This window comes from Aestuariibacter sp. A3R04, from assembly GCF_018860805.1.
Classification (GTDB): domain Bacteria; phylum Pseudomonadota; class Gammaproteobacteria; order Enterobacterales; family Alteromonadaceae; genus Alteromonas.
Window position 1 is genome coordinate 20,778 of sequence record NZ_JAHKQR010000012.1, and the last position, 24,544, is coordinate 45,321.

The 24,544-nt window shown below is 46.6% G+C and carries 32 protein-coding genes; 14 read left to right on the forward strand and 18 right to left on the reverse strand.

The window, feature by feature from the left end; genetic code table 11:
* The first annotated feature begins 1 nt into the window (after position 1).
* Positions 2-637: a sulfotransferase family 2 domain-containing protein gene (locus KO518_RS16450; RefSeq protein WP_216026957.1), complete on the forward strand. Its 636-nt coding sequence runs from the start codon at positions 2-4 to the stop codon at positions 635-637.
* Between the two features lie 38 nt (positions 638-675).
* Entirely contained in the window at positions 676-2,439 is a 1,764-nt protein-coding gene (locus KO518_RS16455) for a sulfotransferase (protein WP_216026958.1), read from the forward strand.
* Positions 2,440-2,539: 100 nt separating this feature from the next.
* On the opposite strand, the gene KO518_RS16460 is transcribed toward KO518_RS16455, so the two are convergent.
* Positions 2,540-4,225 (reverse strand): hypothetical protein, encoded by a 1,686-nt coding sequence (locus KO518_RS16460; RefSeq protein WP_216026959.1) that lies wholly within the window; start codon positions 4,223-4,225, stop codon positions 2,540-2,542.
* A 611-nt stretch (positions 4,226-4,836) separates the two neighbouring features.
* Here KO518_RS16460 and KO518_RS16465 point away from each other — a divergent pair.
* The 12 genes from KO518_RS16465 to KO518_RS16520 all read left to right on the forward strand — a co-directional run bounded on the left by KO518_RS16465 (position 4,837) and on the right by KO518_RS16520 (position 15,555).
* Complete coding sequence (locus tag KO518_RS16465; RefSeq protein ID WP_216026960.1) at positions 4,837-6,534, forward strand: GspE/PulE family protein; 1,698 nt, start codon at positions 4,837-4,839, stop codon at positions 6,532-6,534.
* Positions 6,531-7,736: a type II secretion system F family protein gene (locus KO518_RS16470; RefSeq protein WP_216026961.1), complete on the forward strand. Its 1,206-nt coding sequence runs from the start codon at positions 6,531-6,533 to the stop codon at positions 7,734-7,736. Before KO518_RS16465 ends, KO518_RS16470 begins: the two co-directional genes overlap by 4 nt.
* A gap of 36 nt (positions 7,737-7,772) precedes the next feature.
* Positions 7,773-8,204, forward strand: a complete 432-nt coding sequence (gspG, locus tag KO518_RS16475) for a type II secretion system major pseudopilin GspG (RefSeq protein ID WP_216026962.1) — start codon at positions 7,773-7,775, stop codon at positions 8,202-8,204.
* 3 nt (positions 8,205-8,207) lie between these two features.
* A complete protein-coding gene (locus KO518_RS16480) occupies positions 8,208-8,624 on the forward strand; it encodes a prepilin-type N-terminal cleavage/methylation domain-containing protein (protein WP_216026963.1) in 417 nt (138 codons plus the stop codon).
* A 3-nt stretch (positions 8,625-8,627) separates the two neighbouring features.
* On the forward strand, positions 8,628-9,056 hold the full coding sequence (locus KO518_RS16485) for a prepilin-type N-terminal cleavage/methylation domain-containing protein (RefSeq protein WP_216026964.1): 429 nt from the start codon (positions 8,628-8,630) through the stop codon (positions 9,054-9,056).
* 2 nt (positions 9,057-9,058) lie between these two features.
* On the forward strand, positions 9,059-9,688 hold the full coding sequence (locus tag KO518_RS16490; RefSeq protein ID WP_216026965.1) for a prepilin-type N-terminal cleavage/methylation domain-containing protein: 630 nt from the start codon (positions 9,059-9,061) through the stop codon (positions 9,686-9,688).
* Entirely contained in the window at positions 9,685-10,767 is a 1,083-nt protein-coding gene (locus tag KO518_RS16495; RefSeq protein ID WP_216026966.1) for a type II secretion system protein GspK, read from the forward strand. The genes KO518_RS16490 and KO518_RS16495 overlap by 4 nt, the downstream gene beginning before the upstream one ends.
* On the forward strand, positions 10,727-11,815 hold the full coding sequence (locus tag KO518_RS16500) for a hypothetical protein (RefSeq protein WP_216026967.1): 1,089 nt from the start codon (positions 10,727-10,729) through the stop codon (positions 11,813-11,815). Before KO518_RS16495 ends, KO518_RS16500 begins: the two co-directional genes overlap by 41 nt.
* A 7-nt stretch (positions 11,816-11,822) precedes the next feature.
* Positions 11,823-12,416, forward strand: a complete 594-nt coding sequence (locus tag KO518_RS16505; RefSeq protein WP_216026968.1) for a hypothetical protein — start codon at positions 11,823-11,825, stop codon at positions 12,414-12,416.
* Positions 12,416-12,877: a hypothetical protein gene (locus KO518_RS16510; protein WP_216026969.1), complete on the forward strand. Its 462-nt coding sequence runs from the start codon at positions 12,416-12,418 to the stop codon at positions 12,875-12,877. The genes KO518_RS16505 and KO518_RS16510 overlap by 1 nt, the downstream gene beginning before the upstream one ends.
* Positions 12,878-12,945: 68 nt before the next feature.
* Complete coding sequence (locus tag KO518_RS16515; RefSeq protein ID WP_216026970.1) at positions 12,946-14,955, forward strand: secretin N-terminal domain-containing protein; 2,010 nt, start codon at positions 12,946-12,948, stop codon at positions 14,953-14,955.
* A 54-nt stretch (positions 14,956-15,009) separates the two neighbouring features.
* Positions 15,010-15,555 carry a ribonuclease E inhibitor RraB gene (locus tag KO518_RS16520; RefSeq protein WP_216026971.1) on the forward strand — a complete coding sequence of 182 codons (546 nt, stop codon included), beginning with the start codon at positions 15,010-15,012 and terminating at the stop codon, positions 15,553-15,555.
* Between the two features lie 410 nt (positions 15,556-15,965).
* Here KO518_RS16520 and rplQ read toward each other — a convergent pair whose 3' ends face one another.
* From rplQ to rplN, 17 genes are all read right to left on the reverse strand, one after another.
* Entirely contained in the window at positions 15,966-16,364 is a 399-nt protein-coding gene (gene rplQ / locus KO518_RS16525) for a 50S ribosomal protein L17 (RefSeq protein ID WP_216026972.1), read from the reverse strand.
* Between the two features lie 41 nt (positions 16,365-16,405).
* The gene (rpoA, locus tag KO518_RS16530; protein ID WP_216027050.1) at positions 16,406-17,395 is read right to left on the reverse strand and encodes a DNA-directed RNA polymerase subunit alpha; all 990 of its coding nucleotides are present in this window, start codon (positions 17,393-17,395) and stop codon (positions 16,406-16,408) included.
* A gap of 19 nt (positions 17,396-17,414) precedes the next feature.
* Entirely contained in the window at positions 17,415-18,035 is a 621-nt protein-coding gene (gene rpsD / locus KO518_RS16535) for a 30S ribosomal protein S4 (RefSeq protein ID WP_216026973.1), read from the reverse strand.
* 24 nt (positions 18,036-18,059) lie between these two features.
* Positions 18,060-18,452 carry a 30S ribosomal protein S11 gene (gene rpsK / locus KO518_RS16540; RefSeq protein WP_216026974.1) on the reverse strand — a complete coding sequence of 131 codons (393 nt, stop codon included), beginning with the start codon at positions 18,450-18,452 and terminating at the stop codon, positions 18,060-18,062.
* A gap of 16 nt (positions 18,453-18,468) precedes the next feature.
* Positions 18,469-18,825, reverse strand: coding sequence for a 30S ribosomal protein S13 (gene rpsM / locus KO518_RS16545; RefSeq protein WP_119499874.1), 357 nt, complete (start codon positions 18,823-18,825; stop codon positions 18,469-18,471).
* 161 nt (positions 18,826-18,986) lie between these two features.
* Positions 18,987-19,103 carry a 50S ribosomal protein L36 gene (rpmJ, locus tag KO518_RS16550; protein WP_073325329.1) on the reverse strand — a complete coding sequence of 39 codons (117 nt, stop codon included), beginning with the start codon at positions 19,101-19,103 and terminating at the stop codon, positions 18,987-18,989.
* 25 nt (positions 19,104-19,128) lie between these two features.
* Positions 19,129-20,448, reverse strand: coding sequence for a preprotein translocase subunit SecY (gene secY / locus KO518_RS16555; protein ID WP_216026975.1), 1,320 nt, complete (start codon positions 20,446-20,448; stop codon positions 19,129-19,131).
* A gap of 5 nt (positions 20,449-20,453) precedes the next feature.
* On the reverse strand, positions 20,454-20,888 hold the full coding sequence (gene rplO, locus KO518_RS16560) for a 50S ribosomal protein L15 (RefSeq protein ID WP_216026976.1): 435 nt from the start codon (positions 20,886-20,888) through the stop codon (positions 20,454-20,456).
* A gap of 3 nt (positions 20,889-20,891) precedes the next feature.
* A complete protein-coding gene (gene rpmD / locus KO518_RS16565; RefSeq protein WP_044058207.1) occupies positions 20,892-21,071 on the reverse strand; it encodes a 50S ribosomal protein L30 in 180 nt (59 codons plus the stop codon).
* A gap of 6 nt (positions 21,072-21,077) precedes the next feature.
* Positions 21,078-21,578, reverse strand: coding sequence for a 30S ribosomal protein S5 (gene rpsE, locus KO518_RS16570; protein WP_216026977.1), 501 nt, complete (start codon positions 21,576-21,578; stop codon positions 21,078-21,080).
* Positions 21,579-21,590: 12 nt separating this feature from the next.
* Positions 21,591-21,944 (reverse strand): 50S ribosomal protein L18, encoded by a 354-nt coding sequence (gene rplR / locus KO518_RS16575; RefSeq protein WP_216026978.1) that lies wholly within the window; start codon positions 21,942-21,944, stop codon positions 21,591-21,593.
* A 12-nt stretch (positions 21,945-21,956) separates the two neighbouring features.
* Positions 21,957-22,490, reverse strand: coding sequence for a 50S ribosomal protein L6 (rplF, locus tag KO518_RS16580; RefSeq protein WP_216026979.1), 534 nt, complete (start codon positions 22,488-22,490; stop codon positions 21,957-21,959).
* Positions 22,491-22,504: 14 nt separating this feature from the next.
* Complete coding sequence (gene rpsH, locus KO518_RS16585) at positions 22,505-22,897, reverse strand: 30S ribosomal protein S8 (RefSeq protein WP_216026980.1); 393 nt, start codon at positions 22,895-22,897, stop codon at positions 22,505-22,507.
* Positions 22,898-22,910: 13 nt separating this feature from the next.
* Complete coding sequence (gene rpsN / locus KO518_RS16590; protein ID WP_216026981.1) at positions 22,911-23,216, reverse strand: 30S ribosomal protein S14; 306 nt, start codon at positions 23,214-23,216, stop codon at positions 22,911-22,913.
* A gap of 13 nt (positions 23,217-23,229) precedes the next feature.
* Complete coding sequence (gene rplE, locus KO518_RS16595; RefSeq protein WP_216026982.1) at positions 23,230-23,769, reverse strand: 50S ribosomal protein L5; 540 nt, start codon at positions 23,767-23,769, stop codon at positions 23,230-23,232.
* 16 nt (positions 23,770-23,785) lie between these two features.
* Positions 23,786-24,100, reverse strand: coding sequence for a 50S ribosomal protein L24 (gene rplX, locus KO518_RS16600; protein WP_216026983.1), 315 nt, complete (start codon positions 24,098-24,100; stop codon positions 23,786-23,788).
* 12 nt (positions 24,101-24,112) lie between these two features.
* Positions 24,113-24,481, reverse strand: coding sequence for a 50S ribosomal protein L14 (gene rplN / locus KO518_RS16605; RefSeq protein WP_216026984.1), 369 nt, complete (start codon positions 24,479-24,481; stop codon positions 24,113-24,115).
* Between the last annotated feature and the right edge of the window lie 63 nt (positions 24,482-24,544).

Here is a 24,544-nt window from a genome sequence, read left to right on the forward strand (position 1 = left end):
CATGCTAATAAGCCATTCACATTCGCTATTGTTTATACACATTCAAAAGACAGCGGGCACCAGCCTAACGCACTTCCTCACTCAGGCCATTCCGGATTTAGAAGAGTTAGGCCGGCCCCACGACCCCTTCATACGAGCCGAGGCCCTGTTGGGTAACAGCATAAACAATTACAAAACCATTGCTTTTGTCAGGAATCCGTTTGACCGTCTGGTATCCTGGTACACGATGATCCGCGAACATGGCAGGGTACTTACCCGCGCAGAAAAAGACCAGAACCCCAACTATAATTTGCTTTGGCAACAGGTACTTGAACAGTCCACATCCTTTTCTGAATTTATTGAAAATTGCAGTGAAGCCCAGGATCGCGCAGGTTGGAAGCCTTTTTTGTACAACCAGCTTGATTATCTTTTAGATGCGAACGGCAACGTTGCCGTTGATTTTATTGGCCGATTTGAAGATCTGAATAACGACGTGACACGCATGTGCGATCTTATGTGCATTGAGACAAACCACGCATTGCCACACGTAAATAAATCAGGTCACGCGCGTTATCGCGAATATTATAATGTCAACACGCGGTCGCTCGTAGAAGCCCGTTTCGCGAGAGACATTGCATATTTTGGCTATCATTTTTAACCTGTCGTCTGATCAATAACCCTTAGGAACTCATTCGTATGGCCCCCGAATTGTGTATCGTATTTGTCTGCCAAAAGGGAGAGCTTGAGCTAAAAGCGCTCTTGTTAGCCGCGTCTCTGCGTTATCATTCTGCTACAGAACAGCAGGCGATTGATATGGTCGCTGCGATACCGGATCCCGACTTATGGGGAAACATATCAGCCAAAACTTCTGCGCTTCTCAACGAACTCGGTGTACGCCAGGTTGTTATTGATTGTCCTTTTGGCAAAGAATATCCCATTGGCAATAAATTAGCTGCTATTGGCGTTGGTACCAAAGCGCCGGTAACAGTATTTATCGACAGCGATATTCTGTGCCTTTCAGCATTTTCAGTGGATAGCCTTCAAACCCGTGGTTTAAAATCTAAGCCTGCTGACTTGTCTACTTTTGAAGGCAGTGCAAGCCAATGGCAAACCATCTATCAGATGATAGATGCCGAGCTCCCATCAGAACGGGTGATCACCACGGTGTCTCGCGACGTTGCCTTGCCTTACTTTAATGCTGGCCTGGTTTGCGTTGCAAATGGCGAGGTATTTTCGAAAAAGTGGTTGGAAATAGCAAAGCTGGTTGACGCATGTGCATCTGTTACCCATAAACGCCCATGGCTCGATCAAATCACCCTGCCAGTGGCGGCAAAAGCGCTTTCGTACAAATTCGACGTGCTGAGTGAACACTGGAATTTCCCGGCACACTTAAAACCGTTGAATGAAGCCCACCTTCCCGTGTTTTGTCACTATCACTCGCCAGATGTGATTGCCAGTGAGCCAGCACTTTGTACGCTGGTTGAAACCCTGTCGAAAAAACACCCGCATATTCAGGCGCTCATTCATGAAAACACAGCCTGGCAAGCCATTTTAGTTCGTGCGAAACGCCACAGCGTCGTGCAAAAGCCGGCGCGTTTTCCCTTCTCCTTTGTCAACCGCTTAGCTGGAAAACTGCCTGCAAAAACAGATTTTTTGATCTCCGGCCTACCCCGTTCAGGAACCAGTTTGCTGTGTAATTTACTGCATCAAAGCGCTGATATGGTGGTGATTAATGAACCCCGGGAAATTTTCTCCCACCTGAAAGACCACATGGCAGGTCACGCGCTTTCTCTGTATTACCGGCGCTTGCGAACAGATATCTTATTAGATCGCCCCATTGAAAACAAAGTAGACGCCCAAGGGAAGGTTATTGAAGATACACGTATTACAGACAGCCGCACAGCTTATCGGCCCCGTGTTTCACACCCTCACTTCCACCTTGGAACGAAAAACCCCCTTGCCTATTTATCGCGGTTGGAAGTGCTTTGCCACTCTCTTCCCCACATACCGAAAATTGTAATGGTTCGCCATCCTTACAAGGTTATTTCATCCTGGGTGGCCAGCTTTCCTCATTTGCGAGACGTTGACCTTTCGGTTATCCCCTTTACCGATACGCAGGACCCACTGCTAGCAACCTGGCAAAAGCAGCAATTACACGCTATTTCAAAAGAAACCCATCTGCCCGTTCGCAGAGCGCTCCTGTTTAATTATTTAGTGGAATCAATTTTGCGGGTGAGAGACCGCATTCACCTGGTGCGCTATGAAGATCTTACCGCAAACCCTAAGGAAACCATGGGTGCGGTTAGCAGATATATTGAGGCGCGCCCGCTGTCAAATAAAGTACTGTCAACGGTAAGAACCAACAATCAACAAAGCCACATTACTGAAGAAGACAAATACGCCATCGATTTGCTATGTGGTGATGCGATGCACTGTTTGAAATACAGTAACGAAGCGTAAATTAACGCATTACCGTGTACCAGATGTAATTGAGCCTGTACAGCAGGCAATAAAAAAGGTGGCATAAGCCACCTTTTTTTCTAACAAGAGTAAGAACGGATTAGTTACCGTTGTTACCAGCGTTAGGCAATGCTGCTTCGTTACCTTGAGTGGTAGATGTCATGTTGAACAGTGAACCACCAGCAGTACGGATCAGGCCTTGACCTTCACAAGTATCGAAAGCACCTTTCAGTACCAAGCGTGCACGACCTTTATACTCAGTAGCACCGTCTACACCGAATGCAGATTCGATATCGATGATTTCCTGACCAGAAGCAGTTGTACGGTCCGCACCTTCAGTAGAGAAGATTTGCGTTGCGTGAACGGCTAAGTCCGGAGCAATTGTCAGGTCTTGCTGACCAAGTACAGTACCATCTTGTGCGTACAGAGTACCGCGGATGTCACCTTCGTTAGTAGTAGAAGTGTTAGTCAGACGGATGTAAGCCATGTCTGAGTTACCAACTGCAGGTACGTTGAAGAAGCTAGCGATACAACCGTTACGCAGCAAGTCACCGAACTCACCAGCAGTTTCTTCTACGTTGTCATAACGCGCGTTGAAGAAATCGATGTTCCAAGTAGCGGTAATCATACCCACTTCTGGGATGGTGTCTGCATCAGTACCAGTTTTAACCTGATAACAAACTTCGTAAGGTGAAGTCAGTTCAGTAGTTGTACCAGAAATTTCGATGTCGAATGAAGTCAGTTCATCGTCAGAAATAGTGTTTGCAGTGAAAGCTGTAGTAGAACAGTCAGCTGAAGAGCTCAGGAATACTGTAGAACCTTCTTGCAACTCGCCTAAACCAACAGCGAAAGACAGAGAGTGAACGTCACCGCCCTGGAAGTCAAAGTCGTCGCCGTTTTCTTTCTTCACTTTACCAACAGGTGCAGTGGTGAAAACAGTGGTGTCAACGTCTTCAAGAGACAGTTGCAGTGTACCTAAGCTAACCAGAGATACGTCACCTGCAGGGTCGAAGTCTGAACGACCGTCTTCTGCTGAAGTGAAGTTGCTGTTTGCATCAGTGAAAGTCGTTTCACCGTTACCAACGTTAATGCGAACAGTGCTGGTGAAGTCAACCGGGGTTGCTTCCAAATCTACAGGTGCTTGTGAACCGAAGATTACCAGTGGCGTGTCAGTTGCAGTTGATGCGATATCGTCGCCTACAGCGCCATCGACTGATTCAACGTATTCAACACCTAACTTAACCACTTTAGACGCGCTGTCTGGGTTCAGAGCAGAAGTCAGGTTTTTAACAGCATAACCTTCAAACGTTACTGTTTCCAGTACGTCATCATCTGCATCAAAAGTCAGTTCGAACGTAATAGTGTTATCACCGATAGCACCACCCTGAACAACTTGATATTCAACATCGTTTACGGCAACGGTATTCGTCAGTGAGAATGCGCCAGCGCCACCGTTAGAAGCATCTACCAGAGTAGTAGTAGATAAATCTTCACCAAAAACAGCGCCACCACCAAGGGTGAACTTAACTGTTGCTACAGAAGCAGCAGTACCTTCATCACCTAAGTTAGCACCGCTGTTAGTCAGGTCGAAAGTAACTGAAGGCGCAGTGATCAGAGTCTCTTCAGAACCTGTACCTGGCTTACCATTACCGAAGATTACGTCGGCAAGAACTACTGTAGCGTTACCGCCGCCAGTGAATTCCAATACTTCGTCTACGGCCAGAGCAGGAGCCGTGGCTGCAGCAGAAAGTGCAACTGCGAGCGCTGTTCTTTTAAATAGTTTCATTTATTAAATCCTTAATATCGTTATAAAGCTTAAGCCGTTTCGATCATTTGCTATAGTTTTTGTTGCAGTTAGCGCACGTACTGATAACAAATGCCTCAACTAGTTACTAAACGCATCAATTGAGATAGGGCACCCGAGTGATTGATGCGCCTTTCACACACCAAGAGTTTATTCTGAACTTACAAGAAGTCAACCCCCTCATTCATGCTCTACATCAATTTAACTATGATTTTCAGGTAAATAGTCTAGTTATTGATGTGATATCGATAACATAGCAGCGGTTTGTGAACTTTGCAACCGTTGTTATTGGCCCGAAACCGACACAAAATAATACAATATTACACTTACAAAACAAACACTTAAAACAACACCAGACGAAATTACCGGCTAGCATGAATTTTTGGTGACACCCCACGGCCTGCGCACGGCAATCGCTATACATAATTATTAGTGGATATACGCGAAAGCCCGTTACTGTTTTTTGTTGTTCATTTAACGACCAGCGCGAAGTTGGATGAAGAACAATTCGCTCTGTTACGTTGAGTTAGTATTTGCCATGCATTACTATGCTTACCCGCAACATAGTTCACACTTGTTTTAGAGTAAAATGAATGGTTAATACAATTGGGGCACGCCTACAGGCAAAAGGTGTTTTATCGGATGCCGATTTGCAAAAGGCCCTGAATATTCAGTCGGAGATCGGTGGCAAACTTGGTGCCATTCTCATTCGAATTGGCGCAGCGTCGGAATCCTTGGTACTAACCACCCTTGCGGAACAATTGGATTTACCTCTGGTAGGTCACAATCTCGATACCCCCGAGCCTCTGCACATCGTAGAATGCTGCCGGGAACACAACATAGATATCGAATGGATGCTCGACCAGAAAGTGTTAGTGTGGCAAACGGCATCTACCGACAACAAACTCATCTGTGCGTCTCGTGACCCCCTGGCAGATGGATTGCTATCTTCACTGGAAATGCTTTGCCCCACCATGGAGATAATGCCAGGTTTTGTCTTGTCCCAGGATTATGATGCCCTCGCCCGCAGTGTCGACAAGTTCAAAAACGAATACAGTTTTGCCGCATCTGAAAGCGAAAGCTATTTAAAGGAACTGGCAGAAGAAGCCCCCACCATTGAACTGGTGAATAACCTGTTTGCCCAAGCCGTTGACGCCAATGCGTCAGACATTCACTTTGAACCGGAAGAGCACAGTTTCCGGGTTCGCTTCAGAAGCGATGGCGTATTAACCACCAGGTTAACCCTGGGACGGGAAAAGTTTGATGCGCTGGTGTCGCGAATTAAACTGATATCAGGTATGGACATTGCCGAACGGCGCCTGCCTCAGGATGGCAGCATTTCTACCCGGGCTGGCGGCCAGGAAATTGATATTCGGGTTTCAGCGCTACCGGGCGTGTTCGGTGAATCAATGGTACTTCGCTTGCTCCCCAAAGACAGAAAACAGTTGAGCCTGGAAAAACTGGGCATGGCACCGGATCAAATGGCGATGATGTCAAAACTCGTTCGCCAGCCGCACGGTATTGTATTGGTTACCGGGCCTACCGGTTCGGGAAAATCCACCACCCTTTATACAGCGCTGGATGAGTCAAACGAAAACGATAAAAAAATTATTACCGTTGAAAACCCCGTTGAATTTAAACTGGAAGGCATTACCCAAACCCAAACCAACGAAGAGATCGGATTAACCTTTGCCGCATGCTTACGCACTATATTGCGTCAGGATCCGGACGTTATCATGATCGGTGAAATACGGGATTTAGAAACAGCCGAAATTGCCATGCAAGCTTCTATTACCGGTCACTTAGTGTTATCTACGCTACATACCAACGACTCGCTCAGCGCCTTTGCCCGTTTGATTGACATGGGGGTGGAACCTTTTATGGCGGCGACGCCGGTTATTGCCACTCAGGCCCAGCGCCTGGTTCGCAAGCTGTGCAACCACTGTGCAGAGCCCGCGACAACGCTCCCCCCCGACGCTCAGGACATCGCGCAACTGGCGCAACAGTGCGGGCTTCAGCAGCCCGCCGCCTGGCGTGTGGCAAAAGGCTGTAGCGAGTGTCAGGGAACGGGTTACCGGGGGCGAATAGGTATTTACGAACTCATCGAAATTAAAGATAAAATGCGTGCACTTATTTTGGCGCAACGGCCGGTGAGTGAAATGTACGAATTGGCAAAATCACAGGGTTACCGGAACTTATACGAAGATGGCATGCTCAAAGCCTACATGGGCTTAACCAGTGTTGAAGAAGTATTCCGGGTTTGTCGTACGGGTGATGCAGGCGAGTTATGAATCAGTATGTATACGAAGGCATCGATAAATCCGGCGAAAAAATCAGCGGCACGATTGCAGCCGAGAGTTTTCGTGCCGCCGCCCGTCAGTTGGAAGCGCGCAATTTAAGTGTAACGGCGTTAGACATAGACGACGGAAACACCAACAAACCCGTTAAAAGCCGTAGCAACAAAATCTCCAAAAACGACGTTATCCTCGTGTTTTACGAAATTGCGACCATGTTACGGGCAGGGGTTAGCCTTAAAGAAGCGATAGAAGCGCAATGCGAATCTGCCCACTCCGAAGCGGTACTGGATATTTTCCAGAAACTCCTGAAACAGTTGAAAACCGGTACAGCCTTCTCTGCGGCGGTGCGCAATACTGCCCTTAAAGTACCGGATTACATGCATCATCTCATCGAGTCCGGCGAAATAACCGGTCGCCTTGCCGCTTCTATCGAGCAAGGTGTAGAGCAAATGGAATACGATTTAAAGGTACAGTCAGAAACGCGTAGCGCCTTAATCTACCCCAGTATTTTGGTGTTGTCTGGCGTCATTGCCGTTGGCATCATGTTTTTATTTGTGGTACCAAAGTTTGCTTCACTACTAAGCAGTGCAGATGAAATGCCTACGCTGGCATGGTTGGTGATAACGTCCGGCGTTTGGGTGAATGAAAACAAATTAGGCGTATTTATTGGCCTGGGAGCACTCATTGCCGGGGCGGTATTTGTTTTCACTCAGGAGCGATTTAAAATACCTCTACTAAACTTTTTTAGTAGAATGCCGGTCGTTGGTAGTTGGCTAAACGAAAGTGATATGGCTGTTTGGTCTAAAATGCTGAGTATTCTGCTTGCCAGTAAAGTACCCATGCTGGATGCGTTAACCCTTGCCGCTAAGTCGAGCCGTATTCCATGGCGAAAAGCCAGGCTGGCACAGGTGAAATCCAGTGTTAAATCGGGGGTGGCCTTGTCCGCTGCATTGCAACAGGAAAACGTTGTGTCACCTACCACGGTTAATCTCGTGAAGGTAGGCGAAAAGTCGGGAGACTTGTCCATCACACTGGCTTCGGTTTCACGTCTATACGACCAGGCCAGTAAAAAGCGTATGCAAACACTTCTGTCACTCATCGAGCCCATTGCTATATTGGTAATAGGCGTAGTGATAGGTGTAATAATTATGGGTATCATACTGGCCATAACGAGTGCCAATGATATCGCTATTTAATTTTTTTTCTAAACCACTTATAACTACGAGGTTCTGATGCAAAATACCAAAAATCGCGGTTTTACACTGCTTGAAATGATTGTTGTGCTCGTGATTATTGGTTTACTGATGGGCTTAGTTGGTCCGCGGGTGTTTAAACAAGCTGATAAAGCAAAAGTGCAAACCGCAGAAGCGCAAATTGTCATGCTTAAAGGCGCACTGCAAACCATGCGCCTGGATATCAGTCGTTTTCCCACCAATGAAGAAGGTCTGGACCTGCTGATCAACAACAGTACCCCGGCAAACCCTAATTGGGACGGACCATATCTGGAAGATGAAGTACCTATTGACCCTTGGGACAGACCTTACATCTATTCGACGAACAAGCCTAAAAATCAACCTTTTGAGCTTTATTCGCTGGGCGCGGATGGCAAGCCGGGAGGCGAAGGTTACGATGCTGACATTGGCTATATTGCGGATAAATCGTAATCAATGATATCTACGCTGGCGTCATCGAAAACACGTAATTTGGGCTATACACTACTGGAACTAATTATTGTTTTGGTGTTGATGGGGCTATTGATGGGCTTGACAACACCGCGTCTGATGCAATTGTACGAATCAGTCAGCTTTTCCCTCCAGCGCGATGAAATTTTATTTCAGTTAGAGAGCCTCCCTTTTGCCTTATTCCAGCGGGGAGAAGCATTTAAGTTGTCTCAATTGAGCGAAGAACCGGCGTCAGACTTAATAACCCTGCCAGAAGGTTGGGCCTTCGACCCGGTTTATGCTGACGATGTAACATACAGCCCTTTTGGATATTGCTCTGGTGGTGAAGCGAGATTTACCAAGGGCGATAGAGAAGTCAGGCTAAAACTGACCGCTCCGTTGTGTCAACCGAAAGTAATGTAAGTCGTGAGAACCTGTCCATTCAATTCATCGCAAAGGGGTTTTTCTCTGCTCGAAGCGATTGTTGCACTGATGCTGGTCACCATGCTCAGTATGACGTCCTTTGCGTGGATCAATAACCTGCTGTTGTCCGTTACCAAACTCGAAAGTAACGCGTATGACAATTACCTGGAACGCAATGTGACGGAATTTTTATCCGACATCAACGTGATGTTAAGGCCATCTGGTAGTCAGACATTTGCAACCTTAACTATTTCGTGGAACGCCGAGTTAATAGAGCCAGTAAAGCGAGGCAAAAATATGAATGGCGGCGCCACGCCTTTTGAACTTGGGCTTTATAACGTTGCTGTCACCGTTGTCGATGAAGAAAATGACACTGTCACCTTCGACATGATAAAAGTGGGCTACCGCGCCCTGCCCGACAGCAGTTTCTGACAATGAAGCTCAAACCAACAACTTCACACAGGTCGGCGGGATTTACACTACTGGAAATGATGGTAGTGCTACTGCTTGTAAGCTTAATTTCCGTGCTGCTTATGCAGGGGTTCAGCTATGTAATAGGCATACAGGAACGCCTGAGAAATCAATTGGTAAAAATACAAAACACCGAGCTCAAAGAGCATTGGTTCCGATTGGTGACACGTTCATTTCACTATAGTCGCAATGCCGACGGGGCCGATTTTAAAGGGTCTCCTACTGAATTATCCGGTCTTGTGTTACAGCCGTTAAACGGTATGCCCGGCGTCCCCACCAAAGTAAAGTGGTCGCTTCAGGAAGATGGCGACCAAACGATTCTTTATTATCAGCAAGCGGCTGAGCCGGCGGTCCCCATCATACAGTGGCGCGAGGTCCAACCTGAATTCAGATATTTAAATACCAACGGTGAATTTGTTTCCAACTGGCCCCAGGATGAAGATGACGCCAGTTTGCTTTTTAGTTTCGCGGGGCCAACAACGCACCCTCTGCCTAAGGGGGTAGTGATAATGGATACCAGTCAAACCAGCCAATTCTTTTGGTATGTATCGATAACAAGTAACGCCATTAAAGAACCGGATTTTGCCCTATGATGAAACCAACAGGTACGCAAAGAGGCTTTATACTGGTGGCGTCTATTTGGGTGATGGCAGCGTTGATCCTCATGGTGAGTGCGTTCGCGCTATGGGTGGAAACCAGCCTTAACAGGGCGATCACGCAGGACCAGTACCACCGGGGAAATATCGACGCCATTGCTACCCGTGACATACTGTTGTATATCGCTGCAACAGAGCATGCCACAACCGCGGGCATCAACCTGCCTGACGACGCTGGTTCGGCCACCCAAGTCAATGGAATGTCACTGGACGATTTCTTAGGTGGCGCAATTATTGATGACATGGGTGCCAAAACCACTACCGTAAAGGGAAATGAATTGGCAATAGACGCGTCGGTATACAAAGGGCTGGGCGTTTCGCAATTCTCAGCGCTGGATCTAGCCGGCCTAATACCGGTTAACTCCCCTTCTACGCAATATTCCGAGTCACTGTTGTCTTTTATCAATACTGACCCCGCCACGAAAGATCGCTTGGTCTCTACGTTGCAAGATTACATCGACAAAGACGACGTACTAAGGGTTAATGGCGCCGAAACATTCCAGTATCAACAAAGAAAATTGCCCCCGCCTCCCAATACAAACCTTTTTACGGAATTCGAGTTACAGCACGTTCTCGGGTGGAAAGACCTGTCAGCGCTGTGGTCTGACACTGAACTATTGTCTTCTCTAACCACCGCGAATGTCGTTCCATACAATATTAACGCGATGCCCAGGCTGGTAGCGCAGATAGCTTTTGATTTAGATGAGTCTGCCGCTGAAAAATTTATTGAAGAAAGACAGAATGGCCCCTACCAAAACTTCAGGGATGTTTCACAACGCACGGGGCTCAATTTCTTTACTCATCTGGATAAAATCAGAGTGATTTCATCTCAGTACCTTCGCTTTTCATTTTGGCCCGAGGGTGCAAGACTCAAAAGAGAAATTGATGTATACTTTTTGCCAACGACTAGAGTCGGCGACACGCCATGGATCGTAAGTCGAGATTTAATAGTGCCTATTTCGGAATCTGATACTCTTGCTGAACCCAAACAACCTCAAACAAACCTTCTCCGCTAACCAATACTTGCAGGCTTCTCAGGATGTTATCTTTCCAGAGAAGTTAACGACGCGTGCTCAGTGGATTATTGGCAGAAATCTATGTCTGTACCGCGTTTTTGACATATCGGGTTTGCCCGCGAAACAAAAAGAAAGCGCGTTGACCATGCAAATCAGACGGTGGGCCCCCTTTCCCACTCCGGGTTTTCACATTGTCTGGGGAAACGGCATTGCCGGCGTATGGGCCTGGGATGAAGAACGGGTTAACAGCAGCATTGAAGAAGTGGGTGTACAGGCGATTTCCGTTCTCCCCGAAAGTGTCTATCTTCCCCGCAAAGAAGATACCGCTGCCGTGTGGCTGCCGGCCACCGAACAAGGATTTATCTTCCAATTGTGGGTTGACGGTTTTCTGTTTATTGAAAAATGGTTTGGCAAAAAGCCCGACGCCAAACGTTTCGACTTGTTTATCAGATCTATTGAACTTCCCGGCAGTTGCAAACTAAATTGGCAGGAAATTCAGGCAATTTGTCACAAAGCCGCAGACAACCCTGTTCCAGAAAAATTAACCACACCTTGGGGAGCAAAAAATAAAACCTGGTCTATTTTGCAAAAACTCCCTTGGGAACAAACCATGCTCTTGGGCGCTGGCGTTCTTGTACTTTGCGCATATGTTTGGTTAATTACCGGGGCGGTAGTCGCTACCCGGGCGTTAAGCGAAGTCAATGACCGTGCGAAGTTGTTAGAAGCGAGTGTAGAAGATGTTTTAGATGCGAGAGCGACAGCGGAGCGCTTAAATCAACAAAGCAAACAACAACTCCTTTTGCTTGATTACCCGCAGCAATTGATGCTCATGGCCGATATCGAGAGTGTATTTAAACCCTTTAACTTAGTCTTAAAAGAATGGGATTTTAAAGGAGCCACACTCGAAGTTACCACTGAAGGCAAAGTCAACACATTGAATGTTGTCAAAAAACTGGAAGAACTAAATTGGATTACCAATGTCTCTGTTTCAGCCCTGCGTAGAAATGAGCAAAATAAATTCACGCTTACATTAGCACCCTCTCAATAAGTCAGGTATGGACAATTTTAAAAGAGAACTAATATCTCAATGGCAACAAGCTGTTGAACAAACCAGAAACAATCAAAGACTCAGAATTAGCTTGTGGCTGATCCTGGTGATACTCGTTTGCTATCCGCTGCTGGTACTTAGCGAATACAACCAGGAAATCAGGTCAGATATTGCATCAGCCCTTGAAAGAGAATCAAAAATTGTAAGAACGGCGAGCGAGAAACAGTGGTTTGATCGCGCAGAGGGGCTGACTGCGCTGTCACAGCGTCTCGACAGCGCATTTTGGCTGGCCGCAACCACAGGTACCGCAAAAGCAACGCTTTACCAGACGCTGAGTGATTGGTCTCAGAAGCACGAGTTAGATCAGGTACAAATAAGGCTCGAAGACCCACTACCGGTCGAGGGCCAGAGCAATCTGTACCGCATAGCAGGGCAAATTGACACTGTGTTTGATGTTGAAAATAGTTTGAATTTTCTGCGTGATGTGGAAACTCATACGCCGCAAGTCATCGTTGAACGCATGGAGATAAGTCAAAGAACGAGGCCCGTTCATCGAATTATGATTGCTTCCTATTTTAAAATAGATGGGTCTAACCAATAATGTCATTTTCGCATCTACTTCGAACAAAGCTATTTTGGGTCGCATGCATTTTCATCTGCCTGGTTGCTTTTCTGGCAGCGGTAACGCAAAAACCTGATATCTCACCTGTAGAGTGGCAAGAACGGGAGTCCACCTGGCAGGCATCTGCCTTTCGGTTCGCAGATCTGGACAACAAACAAATTGAAAAACTCATGAAGGGTTCCATCTGGGGAGCCAAACAACCTACTGAGCAGGCGATACAAGATACGGCCTGGTCATTGAAAGGCATCATTGTTGAAAATGGTACTTTTGAAGCCATCATCGATTTAGACAGTGAGGCCAAAGAAGTTACTCAGGACCGATTTGGCAGGTTTGCCGAAGGCGACAGTTTACCTAATGGGGCCAGGCTTATTGCGATAACAAAAGATTACGTTGAGTATGAACTCAATGGTGTTACTAACAGAAAGCGCTTATATGAATAGCGTTAAAACCCCTATACATATACAGTGATGGAAGTCCAAAACAAATGCAGTGTAGAAAATTAACTCTTATGCAATTGAACAAATTGTTAACCGTATTCGTCGCTATTTCACTTTCGTCATGTTCAGTCGTGCGTGAATTTGATAATTCACCTAACCCACTGGAAGTGAATACTAACAAGAGTAATACCTCCGGTAGCAATGATGGCACAGAGGAGGTTAACAGCAGTTCAAATCAACAACGCATCAGCCGCTCCTTACCCAAACCGCCACAACAAGAAGCGCTGACTTCGGCTTTGAGCTTTGAAGATGCGATGGATATTGAAGGGCAACCCATTGCTCTTAATGTAGCCGGTCTTCCCTTGCCTGAATTTATACACGAAGTGCTTGGCCGTCGTATGGGGTTGTCATATCACCTTGACCCTAAACTCGAAAACAAAAGCGATTTGGTGACACTTAATATTGAGAAACCTCTGTCTCCAAGGGAACTCTATAAAACAGTACAAACGGTACTAACTGCCTACGGCGTAACCCTCAAGAATGTTGACGGGCTGATAAACGTTGAGTTTTCACCCGCTGGCGCATCATCTGAGCCGCCTATTCTTATTAGCGGGGAAGCCCTTCCCACAGTGCCGACCACTCACAGGCCGGTTTTCTTTTTGATGGATTTAAAGGTCGTAGAAGCCCAGCGCGCCGTGGGTTGGTTAGCACAGGCATTTGAAGGGCAAAACGCAAAATTTAGCTCTGACCCTGAACGCAACGCAGTGTGGCTAAGAGGGTCTTTGGACGTGGTCAAACAAGCTGCAGAAGTGGTTAGACTGGTCGATCAGCCACTTATGCGCGGCCGGCACAGTATGCGAATCGAGCCTAAATACCTGGGCGCAGATACCCTTTCCAAACGCCTGACTGAAATGTTGGGAGCCCAAGGTTACCACGCCCGAGAAGGCAAGCCCGGCGCGATTAGTCTGTTCACGATAGAAGAAACCAACAGTATTATTGTTTTTGCCAACGATGAGCAGGTTCTTTCTTACGTGGCAGAATGGGTGGAAGATCTCGACAAGCCGCTTAAAAAGACAAAAGGGAACAACGTTTTCTATTATCAGGTGAAAAATACAGCCGCAGAAGACATCGCCGAATCAATGAATCAGTTGTTGTCAAATGGCTTTGCCTCTTCAGACGAAGATGGTGAGGCAGACGGTGGTAAAAAGTCATCCACGACACAACGGGGCAGGCTGGTTGTTGATGAAAGTCGCAATGCTTTGTTGTTTTACGGAACGAACAGCGACTGGGTCACCATGCTACCCGCCATTGAGCGACTAGATCAAAAGCCATTGCAGGTGTTAATAGAAGTTATTGTTGCAGAAGTGCGTTTAAGCGATGACTTCACCTTCGGTGTGGATTGGGCCATTAACAACGTGAATTCCAACCTTTTTGGCACAACTACGCCCGACTCCATATCTATTACCGAAGCCGGTTTATCGTTTTACCCAATAAGCTCTTCAGGCTATACCCGTGCCGTGTTGTCAATGCTTGCCACTGACAGCAAGGTAAACATTTTGCAAACACCCCGCATTTTGGTTCGCAGCGGCCAGATAGCCACCATTAATGTTGGTGACGAAATTCCCATTCTCACCGCTTCCCAAACGAGTACAGAAGGCGGCGCGGTGACCCAGGAAATTCAATATCGAAAAACCGGTAACAACTTATCAGTAGAACCTATCGTGTTTGCCGGTGGGCAAGTCAATATTACCCTTACACAAGAAATAAGCCAAAGTAGTGCCACTGGTAGCACCACCACACCTACAATTTCTTCCCGCTCAGTGTCAACGTCACTCAGTATTCAGGACGGCGGCTCTGTATTGGTGGGAGGCCTTATTCAGAATACAAAGACATCCGGTGGGTCTAAAGTGCCATTTTTCGGTGACCTACCCATTGTCGGTAAACTATTTACAGACACAAAAGATACATCAGACAGAACCGAGCTGATGGTTCTGATTGCGCCTTATGTTGTTAAAGACAATGACGATGCTAACGCCGTCACTGAGGCATTTAAAAAGCAATTAGAAATAATGTACGAGTAATTTTAACGACTTTCGTGTTTTAATTTTTTCGCAACATGGTGGAGATAAATATACATGCGTTTGATACCTCTGGCGCTTGCCAGCCTATTACTTAGCGGTTGTGCCTCAGACAATACTACTCAGGTCGAACCTATTCAGGTCGAACCATCCCAAAACGCTGCAGGCGAGGCCTCACAAGCTACTGCGGTTGAGGAACCCAAAGCCAATGCGGTAGTAGACGACAAGAGCGGTAAAGTACGCTATGTAATGGAAGGCTATTTAACAAAGGACGAATTGCGCGAACAGTTTGCAAAAATCAAAGAAAGCGGCATTGATTTAACGAAACCGTATAAATGGGAATTTCGCTTTACTGCCAAGGTGATGTCTACCCTTGAAGATTTCACCCAAACTGCACATATGCTTGAGTTCTGGCCGGTGGCATTGGAAAGCAGTGTTAACGGTGACATGTATTGGCTGTACATCCAAAAAACACAAATATACGATGAAGAGCTGTTTGTTGATGAAATCAGCAAATTGATGAATATGGCAGAGTATTGGAAAATCAGAACGTTCGACGGCTTTAGTGTCGACTACCCTGATACCACATCCGAAGATCAATAACTAGTCTCAGTCAGTGCTGACCTCGTCAATTGCAGTTACGGCACTGACTACCTCTCTTTTTATCATCGTAACCTCATCCAATAGAAATAGCACTTTTCATTTTGTTGTTTAAGCATTTGCGCTATTTATCACATCAATTGCAATGCTATTCCGTACATTGACTGTAACGCTCACTGGCTTGTAGTCTTGGCATCAGACGCACCTCAGCAAATCTGTAGAAGTTGGCTTAAAGAATGTCACTCACAGTTTAAAGAAGCGGTAAGACGGTGGACACGACAAACGCAATTGAACTACCGGAATTTGTATTCGCTGCTACCTTCTCAGGCAATCAGCTATACTATGTAAGTTGAAAGGGCCGAAAATAAAAAGGCCGGTGTTTTACACCGGCCTTTTTCTAATTGAGTATATTTTTACTCTTCTGCTGCTTCAGCTTCTTCAGAAACTTCTTCAACAGGACGGTCTACCAGTTCAACAAACGCCATTGGCGCATTGTCGCCAGTACGGAAACCGCATTTCATAATGCGAGTATAACCGCCTGGGCGAGCTTCGTAACGAGGACCAAGCTCGTTGAACAGTTTACCTACTACCTCTTTATCACCTGTGCGGGCCATAGCCAGACGGCGGTTTGCAACGCTGTCTTGTTTAGCCAGTGTGATTAAAGGCTCGATTACGCGACGTAATTCTTTCGCTTTTGGTAACGTCGTTTTGATCACTTCGTGCTTGACCAAAGAGCCGGCCATGTTTTTAAACATAGCTTGACGATGGCTGCTGTTGCGATTCAACTGACGACCACTCTTACGATGGCGCATAGTTTTATCCTTCTCTACAAATCAGTTTGATAAAAACCTGATTAATCTTTCTCAGCGATGCTCTCTGGTGGCCAGTTTTCCAGGCGCATGCCCAGAGAAAGACCGCGAGAGGCTAACACGTCTTTGATTTCAGTTAGCGATTTCTTACCGAGGTTTGGCGTTTTAAGTAGCTCAACCTCAGTGCGCTGTACCAGGTCACCAATATACTGGATAGCTTCTGCTTTCAAACAGTTAGCAGAACGTACTGTCAGTTCCAGGTCATCAACAGGACGCAACAGAATCGGATCGAACTCCGGCTTCTCTTCTTTCTGAACAGGTTCAGAAACGTCACGTAAGTCAACGAAGGCGTCTAATTGCTCAGCTAAAATTGTAGCTGCGCGGCGGATCGCTTCTTCAGGATCCAAAGTACCATTCGTTTCCATGTCAATGATTAGCTTGTCTAGGTCTGTGCGTTGTTCAACACGAGCAGACTCAACAGAGTAAGCAATACGTTCAACTGGGCTGAATGAAGCATCAACTAACAAACGACCAATTGGACGATCATCTTCCTCGGAGGAGCGACGAGTAGCAGCAGGAACGTAACCGCGAGCCGTTTCTACTTTAATGCGCATACTGATATCAGTTTCGCCGGTTAAAGTACAAATGACATGCTCAGGATTGACGATTTCTACGTCACCGTCATGCTGAATATCACCAGCAACAACAGGGCCAGCGCCAGATTTCACTATTGTCAGGGTTGCCTCAGTTTTACCTTCAAGGCGAACCGCTAAACCTTTCAGATTCAGAAGAATCTCGATGACATCTTCCTGCACACCTTCTTTGGTGCTGTACTCGTGTAACACGCCATCAATTTCAACCTCTGTTACCGCACATCCGGGCATGGATGACAGCAAAATGCGGCGAAGGGCGTTACCCAGAGTGTGGCCAAAGCCTCGCTCCAGGGGTTCCAAAGTTACTTTGGCACGAGTAGGAGAAACGTTTTCGATCTCAACTAATCTCGGTTTCAGGAATTCAGTCACAGAACCCACAATGCTTCCTCTTTAGTTATCTTTACTTAGAGTAAAGTTCGACGATCAACTGTTCGTTAATTTCAGCAGACAAATCAGTTCTTTCAGGAACGCGTTTAAACGTGCCTTCCATTTTAGTGCTGTCTACTTCAATCCAGGTTGGCTTCTCACGTTGGTCAGCCAGTTCCAAAGCAGCGACGATACGCGCTTGCTTCTTAGCCTTTTCACGAACAGAAACCACGTCTTCGGCAGAAACGTTAAAAGATGGAATGTTCACAACTTGACCATTTACCATGATCGCCTTGTGGCTTACCAGCTGACGCGCTTCAGCACGAGTACTGGCAAATCCCATCCGGTAAACTACGTTATCCAGACGCTGCTCAAGCAATTGCAACAGGTTTTCACCGGTGTTGCCTTTCAAACGTGCAGCTTCTTTATAGTAGTTACGGAATTGCTTTTCCAGAACGCCATACATACGACGAACTTTTTGTTTTTCACGCAGCTGTACACCGTAATCAGACAAACGGCCGCGACGGGCACCATGCTGACCAGGCGCATTATCGATTTTACATTTAGAATCGATTGCGCGAACGCCGCTTTTCAGGAACAGGTCTGTTCCTTCACGACGGCTAAGTTTGAGTTTTGGACCCAAATATCTTGCCATGTTCTTTCTCCAACTGTCCGGCGATTAAACGCGACGTTTTTTCGGTGGACGACAACCGTTGTGAGGAATAGGCGTCACATCGGTAATGTTTGTGATCTTGTAACCAGTTGCGTTAAGTGCACGGATCGCAGACTCACGGCCTGGACCTGGACCTTTAACGAAAACTTCAAGGTTTTTCAGACCGTAGTCTTGTGCGGCTACGCCAGCACGCTCAGCAGCAACCTGTGCAGCAAAAGGGGTTGATTTACGTGAACCACGGAAACCTGAACCACCTGATGTCGCCCATGCTAATGCATTGCCTTGACGGTCAGTGATAGTCACAATTGTGTTGTTGAAAGACGCATGGATATGAGCCATACCGTCTGCAACCTGACGTTTTGCGCGTTTACGCGTAGTACGAGTAGGTTGTTTTGCCATAACTTATCTCCCCCGCTTACTTCTTAATTGGCTTACGAGGACCTTTACGGGTACGCGCATTAGTTTTAGTACGCTGTCCACGTAGAGGCAAGCTACGACGGTGGCGAATACCACGGAAGCAACCCAGGTCCATCAAACGTTTGATGCTCATAGACACTTCACGACGCAGATCACCTTCAACGGTGAACTTTGCCACTTCTTCACGAAGCTTCTCTACAGTCGCTTCGTCAAGCTCTTTTACTTTTGTTGATTCTGCAACACCAGCGTTAGCACAGATCTCTTTAGCACGAGTTGCGCCTACACCGTATATCGCTTGAAGCGCGATGACAGTGTGCTTGTGTTCAGGAATGTTAATGCCAGCGATACGGGCCATTAACAGCACTCCTCTTAAATTTAATGTCGACGACCTAAAAAGCCCGATAGGATACTTACCCGACGACAAAATTGCAACATAAGGTTCATAATATCGAAATAGAGCAAGCTGAACCCAGTATGAGGTTCAGCTTACATTTCGAATTTAAACCGCGTTTTCGATTAGCCTTGACGCTGCTTGTGCTTAGGGTCAGAGCTGCAAATTACTCGCACAACACCGTTGCGCTTGATGATTTTGCAGTTACGGCAAATCTTCTTTACTGATGCACGAACTTTCATTACATCACTCCGTTGTGCACTAATCTTAGCGGCCGTAGCCCTTTAGATTAGCTTTCTTCAGAACAGACTCATACTGACTACTCATCAAATGTGTCTGCACCTGTGCCATAAAGTCCATGATGACAACCACGATTATCAGAAGCGACGTACCACCGAAGTAGAACGGCACATTCCACGCGATCAACATGAATTCAGGCACCAAACAAATAAAGGTTATGTAAAGTGCGCCTGCCAGTGTCAGACGAGTCATTACCTTATCGATATAACGCGACGTTTGTTCACCCGGACGGATACCAGGGATAAACGCACCAGACTTCTTCAAATTGTCTGCCGTTTCACGTGGGTTGAATACCAACGCCGTGTAGAAGAAGCAGAAGAAGATAATCGCGGTTGCGTACAACATCACGTACAACGGCTGGCCTGGAGACAACATTAACGCGATGTCCTGTAGCCACGCTGTAGATTCATTCTGCCCAAACCAACCTGCAATGGTTGACGGGAACAAAATGATGCTGGATGCAAAGATTGGTGGAATAACACCAGCCATGTTTACCTTTAGCGGTAAGTGTGTGCTTTGCGCTGCATAAACCTTACGGCCCTGCTGACGCTTCGCGTAATTCACAACAATACGACGCTGGGCGCGCTCTACGAACACAACCAGGTAAATCAGACCGACGACAATGACGCCAATCAACATCAGGAACAACAGATTAATGTCGCCCTGTCTTGCCTGTTCCGCAGTTTGGCCAATCGCTGTTGGCAAACCGGCAACAATTCCAGCAAAGATCAATATAGAGATACCGTTACCGATACCTCTTTCGGTAATTTGCTCACCTAACCACATCAGGAACATGGTTCCCGTGACTAAGCTGACCACCGCTGTAAAGTAGAATCCGAAGCCAGGGTCTATAACCAAACCATTAATCAGGTTAGGCAGGTTTGTCGCAATACCAATAGATTGGAAAGTAGCCAGCACTAACGTTAAATAACGCGTGTACTGACTGATCTTTTTGCGGCCTGCTTCGCCTTCTTTTTTAAGCTCCATCATCGGTGGATGAACCACCGTGAGCAACTGCATAATAATGGATGCAGTAATGTATGGCATAATGCCCAAAGCCAGAACGGATGCACGCTCAAGCGCACCACCGGAGAACATGTTAAACATCTCTACGATGGTACCTTTTTGTTGCTCAAACAACTCAGCAAGTACTGCTGCGTCGATGCCAGGAATAGGCACATAAGAGCCCAGTCTGAATACGACGATCGCACCGAGTACGAACAACAACCTTGACTTCAGCTCACTCAAGCCGCTTTTCGCGCCTGAATCCAATCCTGGTTTAGCCATCTAGCTTATTCCTCTACTTTACCGCCGGCGGCTTCAATCGCTGCAAGAGCGCCTTTAGTAACCTTTAACCCGCTAACTGTAACAGCGCGCGATACTTCGCCACTCTTAACTACTTTTACGAACAACACGTCTTTCTTAACAAGACCGGCTGCTTTCAAAGTATCCAGAGAAACGGTATCACCCTCTACCTTGGCGATTTCAGTCAGTGTTACCTGGTCGGAAACAAAGCTCTTACGAGATGTGAAACCAAATTTAGGCAGACGGCGCTGAATTGGCATTTGACCGCCTTCAAAGCCTGGCTTAATGGAACCGCCTGAACGACTGGTTTGGCCTTTGTGACCACGTCCACCCGTTTTACCCAGACCAGAACCGATACCACGACCTACGCGCTTAGCTGCTGGTTTTGAACCTTCTGCTGGAGAAATTGTATTTAAACGCATGTCTTACTCCTCCACGATCTCAACCATGTAATTTACACGGTTGATCATGCCACGTACTGCTGGGGTGTCTTCCAGTTCACGGACATGGTTGATTTTACGAAGACCTAAGCCTTTAAGCGTCGCTTTGTGCTTTGGCAAGCGGCCAATTGCACTTTTAGTTTGCTTTACTTTAATCGTTGCCATGTCTGATTACCCCAAAATTTCATCTACAGACAATCCACGCTTCGCTGCAATACCCGCTGGAGAGTTCATCTCAGTCAGCGCGTTAACGGTTGCACGAACAACGTTGATTGGGTTTGTAGAGCCGTAGCATTTTGAAAGTACGTTCTGCACACCAGCCACTTCAAGTACTGCACGCATCGCACCACCGGCAATAATACCGGTACCTTCAGATGCTGGCTGCATGTAAACTTTCGAGCCAGAGTGACGACCTTTGATTGGGTGTTGCAACGTATGACCGTTAAGGTCAATACTAACCATGTTGCGACGGGCTTTTTCCATCGCTTTTTGGATTGCAGCTGGCACTTCACGCGCTTTACCGTAACCAAAACCAACACGGCCGTTGCCGTCACCCACTACTGTCAATGCAGTGAAACTAAAGATACGACCACCTTTAACCACTTTAGATACGCGGTTAACGGCAATCAATTTCTCTAAAAATTCACCGTTTTGAGCTTCTTGTTTAGCCATTATTCTTCACTCCTAGAACTGAAGACCAGCTTCGCGAGCTGCATCAGCTAATGCTTTTACGCGACCGTGGTATTTGAAACCGCTGCGATCGAAAGCCACATCTTTGATGCCTTTTTCGATTGCACGTTCAGCGATTGCTTTACCAACAATAGCTGCTGCTTCAGCGTTACCGGTTGATTTCAGATCTTTGGCCAGATCTTTCTCAACGGTAGAAGCCGCTGCCAACACCTCAGAACCGCTAGGCGCGATCAACTGAGCATAGATGTGGCGAGGTGTACGGTTTACTACCAGGCGATGCGCGGCCAATTCACGGATTTTAGCGCGTGCGCGAGTTGCGCGACGCAAGCGTGATGTTTTCTTATCCATCGTATCACCCACCTACTTTTTCTTAGCTTCTTTACGACGAACTTGTTCATCTGCATAGCGAACACCTTTACCTTTATAAGGCTCTGGTGGACGGTAAGCACGGATGTTCGCCGCAACCTGTCCTACAACCTGCTTATCGGCGCCTTTAACGACGATTTCAGTTTGTGTAGGCGTTTCAACTGTAATGCCTGCTGGCATTTCGTAAACTACAGGGTGTGAAAAACCTAAAGTCAGGTTCAGTTTGGCACCTTGTGCCTGAGCACGGTAACCAACACCTTGTAATTGCAGTTTTTTCTCGAAACCTTGTGACACACCTTGAACCATGCTGTTCAACAAAGCGCGAACCGTACCAGCCTGAGCCCAAGCGTCAGCAAAACCTTCGCGAGGCAGAGCTTTCAGTTGGTTCTCTTCTTGTACAACTTCAACAGCGTCGTTGAATACACGTACCAGTGTGCCTTTACTTCCCTTAACACTTACTTCCTGGCCATTGATTTTAATCTCAACGCCTGAAGCTACGTTCACAGGGGCTTTTGCTACTCGTGACATTTCAACTCCTCCGATTACGCTACATAACCGATGATCTCACCGCCCATGCCAGCTTTACGCGCAGCACGGTCAGTCATCACACCTTTAGAAGTTGACACGATAGCCACGCCTAAACCACCCATTACTTTTGGCAGCTCATCTTTTTTCTTATAGATGCGCAGACCAGGACGGCTTACACGTTCAATTGTGTCGATTACTTGCTTGCCTTCGAAGTACTTCAGCGTAACTTCCAAAACAGGCTTAACGTCACCAGATGCAGCGAAGTCAGTGATGTAACCTTCAGCTTTCAGTACTTCACAAATTGCTACGCGAAGTTTTGAAGAAGGCATTGTCACAGACACTTTCTCTGCCATTTGGCCGTTACGGATGCGGGTAAACATATCCGCGATAGGATCTTGCATACTCATTTTCAGCTACTCCTTACCAGCTGGCTTTTTTCAAGCCAGGGACTTCACCGCGCATTGCAGCTTCGCGAAGCTTAATACGGCTCAGACCAAATTTGCGTAGGTAACCATGTGGACGACCAGTTACGCGGCAGCGGTTCTGCTGGCGTGCTTTACTGCTGTCACGTGGCAGTTGTTGTAGCTTCAGTACAGCATCCCAACGCTCTTCTTCAGAGGCGTTAACATCGCTGATAATCGCTTTTAGTGCGGCGCGTTTTTCAGCGTACTTAGCAACGAGCTTTGTACGTTTTACTTCGCGTGCCTTCATTGATTCTTTTGCCATAACCCTACACCCCTTATTTTTTGAATGGGAAGTTGAACGCGGTCAACAGAGCACGTGCTTCATCATCAGTGTTTGCGCTGGTAGTGATAGTGATATCCATACCGCGAACTTTATCCACTTTATCGAAATCGATTTCAGGGAAGATGATTTGTTCACGAACGCCCATGCTGTAGTTTCCACGACCGTCAAAAGATTTTGAACTCAGGCCACGGAAGTCACGTACACGAGGAATTGCGATTGAAATCAAACGCTCTAAAAATTCCCACATACGCTCGCCACGCAGGGTTACTTTACAGCCAATCGGATAACCTTCACGGATTTTAAAACCCGCTACAGATTTACGCGCAACAGTTACAATAGGCTTTTGGCCGGCAATTGCTTCCATATCAGCAGTTGCGTTTTCTAAAACTTTTTTGTCTGCTACAGCTTCACCTAAACCCATGTTTAAGGTGATTTTTTCAATCCGAGGGACTTGCATGACGCTTTGGTAACTGAACTGCTTAGCAAGGTCAGCTACTACCGTTTCTTTATAGAAATCATGCAGTTTCGCCATCGTACTCTCCAATTAATTAAACAAGTTCGCCGTTAGACTTAAAGAAACGAACTTTCTTACCGTCTTCATTACGGAAACCAACGCGATCAGCTTTGCCCGTTGCCGGGTTAACTACCGCTACATTAGAAACGTGCAGAGATGCTTCTTTTTCAATAATACCGCCAGCTTCGCCCAGTTGTGGGTTTGGCTTTTGGTGTTTCTTGACAAGGTTTACACCTTCTACAACTACACGGTCTTCAGATACCAGCACTTTCAGGACTTTGCCTTGTTTGCCTTTATCTTTACCCGCTAATACGACTACTTCATCATCACGACGAATTTTTCTAGCCATTATCGTGACTCCTTATAGTACCTCTGGGGCCAATGAGATGATTTTCATGAAGTTATCACTTCTCAACTCACGGGTTACCGGTCCAAAGATACGCGTACCAATAGGTTGCTTATTGTTGTTCAACAATACAGCCGCGTTTGCGTCAAAACGGATGGTAGAACCATCAGCACGACGAACGCCTTTTCTAGTACGCACCACCACTGCATTCAGTACGTCACCTTTTTTAACTTTACCGCGAGGAATTGCTTCCTTAACAGTAACTTTGATGATGTCACCGATATGTGCATAACGGCGATGCGAGCCACCAAGAACCTTAATACACTGAACCCTGCGAGCGCCGCTGTTGTCTGCAACGTCCAGGTTAGTTTGCATTTGGATCATGTTAGTGCTCCGCTCTAAAATTAAGACTCATTTGAGTCGTTTAGCTGCTAAAAACAACAGATA

Bases quoted from the DNA above. Each gene is read 5' to 3' on its own strand.
- KO518_RS16450 (WP_216026957.1), top strand. From the start codon at position 2: ATGCTAATAAGCCATTCACATTCGCTATTGTTTATACACATTCAAAAG.
- KO518_RS16455 (WP_216026958.1), top strand. From the start codon at position 676: ATGGCCCCCGAATTGTGTATCGTATTTGTCTGCCAAAAGGGAGAGCTT.
- KO518_RS16460 (WP_216026959.1), bottom strand. From the start codon at position 4,225: ATGAAACTATTTAAAAGAACAGCGCTCGCAGTTGCACTTTCTGCTGCA.
- KO518_RS16465 (WP_216026960.1), top strand. From the start codon at position 4,837: ATGGTTAATACAATTGGGGCACGCCTACAGGCAAAAGGTGTTTTATCG.
- KO518_RS16470 (WP_216026961.1), top strand. From the start codon at position 6,531: ATGAATCAGTATGTATACGAAGGCATCGATAAATCCGGCGAAAAAATC.
- gspG (WP_216026962.1), top strand. From the start codon at position 7,773: ATGCAAAATACCAAAAATCGCGGTTTTACACTGCTTGAAATGATTGTT.
- KO518_RS16480 (WP_216026963.1), top strand. From the start codon at position 8,208: ATGATATCTACGCTGGCGTCATCGAAAACACGTAATTTGGGCTATACA.
- KO518_RS16490 (WP_216026965.1), top strand. From the start codon at position 9,059: ATGAAGCTCAAACCAACAACTTCACACAGGTCGGCGGGATTTACACTA.
- KO518_RS16495 (WP_216026966.1), top strand. From the start codon at position 9,685: ATGATGAAACCAACAGGTACGCAAAGAGGCTTTATACTGGTGGCGTCT.
- KO518_RS16505 (WP_216026968.1), top strand. From the start codon at position 11,823: ATGGACAATTTTAAAAGAGAACTAATATCTCAATGGCAACAAGCTGTT.
- KO518_RS16510 (WP_216026969.1), top strand. From the start codon at position 12,416: ATGTCATTTTCGCATCTACTTCGAACAAAGCTATTTTGGGTCGCATGC.
- KO518_RS16515 (WP_216026970.1), top strand. From the start codon at position 12,946: ATGCAATTGAACAAATTGTTAACCGTATTCGTCGCTATTTCACTTTCG.
- KO518_RS16520 (WP_216026971.1), top strand. From the start codon at position 15,010: ATGCGTTTGATACCTCTGGCGCTTGCCAGCCTATTACTTAGCGGTTGT.
- rplQ (WP_216026972.1), bottom strand. From the start codon at position 16,364: ATGCGCCATCGTAAGAGTGGTCGTCAGTTGAATCGCAACAGCAGCCAT.
- rpsD (WP_216026973.1), bottom strand. From the start codon at position 18,035: ATGGCAAGATATTTGGGTCCAAAACTCAAACTTAGCCGTCGTGAAGGA.
- rpsK (WP_216026974.1), bottom strand. From the start codon at position 18,452: ATGGCAAAACAACCTACTCGTACTACGCGTAAACGCGCAAAACGTCAG.
- rpsM (WP_119499874.1), bottom strand. From the start codon at position 18,825: ATGGCCCGTATCGCTGGCATTAACATTCCTGAACACAAGCACACTGTC.
- rpmJ (WP_073325329.1), bottom strand. From the start codon at position 19,103: ATGAAAGTTCGTGCATCAGTAAAGAAGATTTGCCGTAACTGCAAAATC.
- secY (WP_216026975.1), bottom strand. From the start codon at position 20,448: ATGGCTAAACCAGGATTGGATTCAGGCGCGAAAAGCGGCTTGAGTGAG.
- rplO (WP_216026976.1), bottom strand. From the start codon at position 20,888: ATGCGTTTAAATACAATTTCTCCAGCAGAAGGTTCAAAACCAGCAGCT.
- rpmD (WP_044058207.1), bottom strand. From the start codon at position 21,071: ATGGCAACGATTAAAGTAAAGCAAACTAAAAGTGCAATTGGCCGCTTG.
- rpsE (WP_216026977.1), bottom strand. From the start codon at position 21,578: ATGGCTAAACAAGAAGCTCAAAACGGTGAATTTTTAGAGAAATTGATT.
- rplR (WP_216026978.1), bottom strand. From the start codon at position 21,944: ATGGATAAGAAAACATCACGCTTGCGTCGCGCAACTCGCGCACGCGCT.
- rplF (WP_216026979.1), bottom strand. From the start codon at position 22,490: ATGTCACGAGTAGCAAAAGCCCCTGTGAACGTAGCTTCAGGCGTTGAG.
- rpsH (WP_216026980.1), bottom strand. From the start codon at position 22,897: ATGAGTATGCAAGATCCTATCGCGGATATGTTTACCCGCATCCGTAAC.
- rpsN (WP_216026981.1), bottom strand. From the start codon at position 23,216: ATGGCAAAAGAATCAATGAAGGCACGCGAAGTAAAACGTACAAAGCTC.
- rplE (WP_216026982.1), bottom strand. From the start codon at position 23,769: ATGGCGAAACTGCATGATTTCTATAAAGAAACGGTAGTAGCTGACCTT.
- rplX (WP_216026983.1), bottom strand. From the start codon at position 24,100: ATGGCTAGAAAAATTCGTCGTGATGATGAAGTAGTCGTATTAGCGGGT.
- rplN (WP_216026984.1), bottom strand. From the start codon at position 24,481: ATGATCCAAATGCAAACTAACCTGGACGTTGCAGACAACAGCGGCGCT.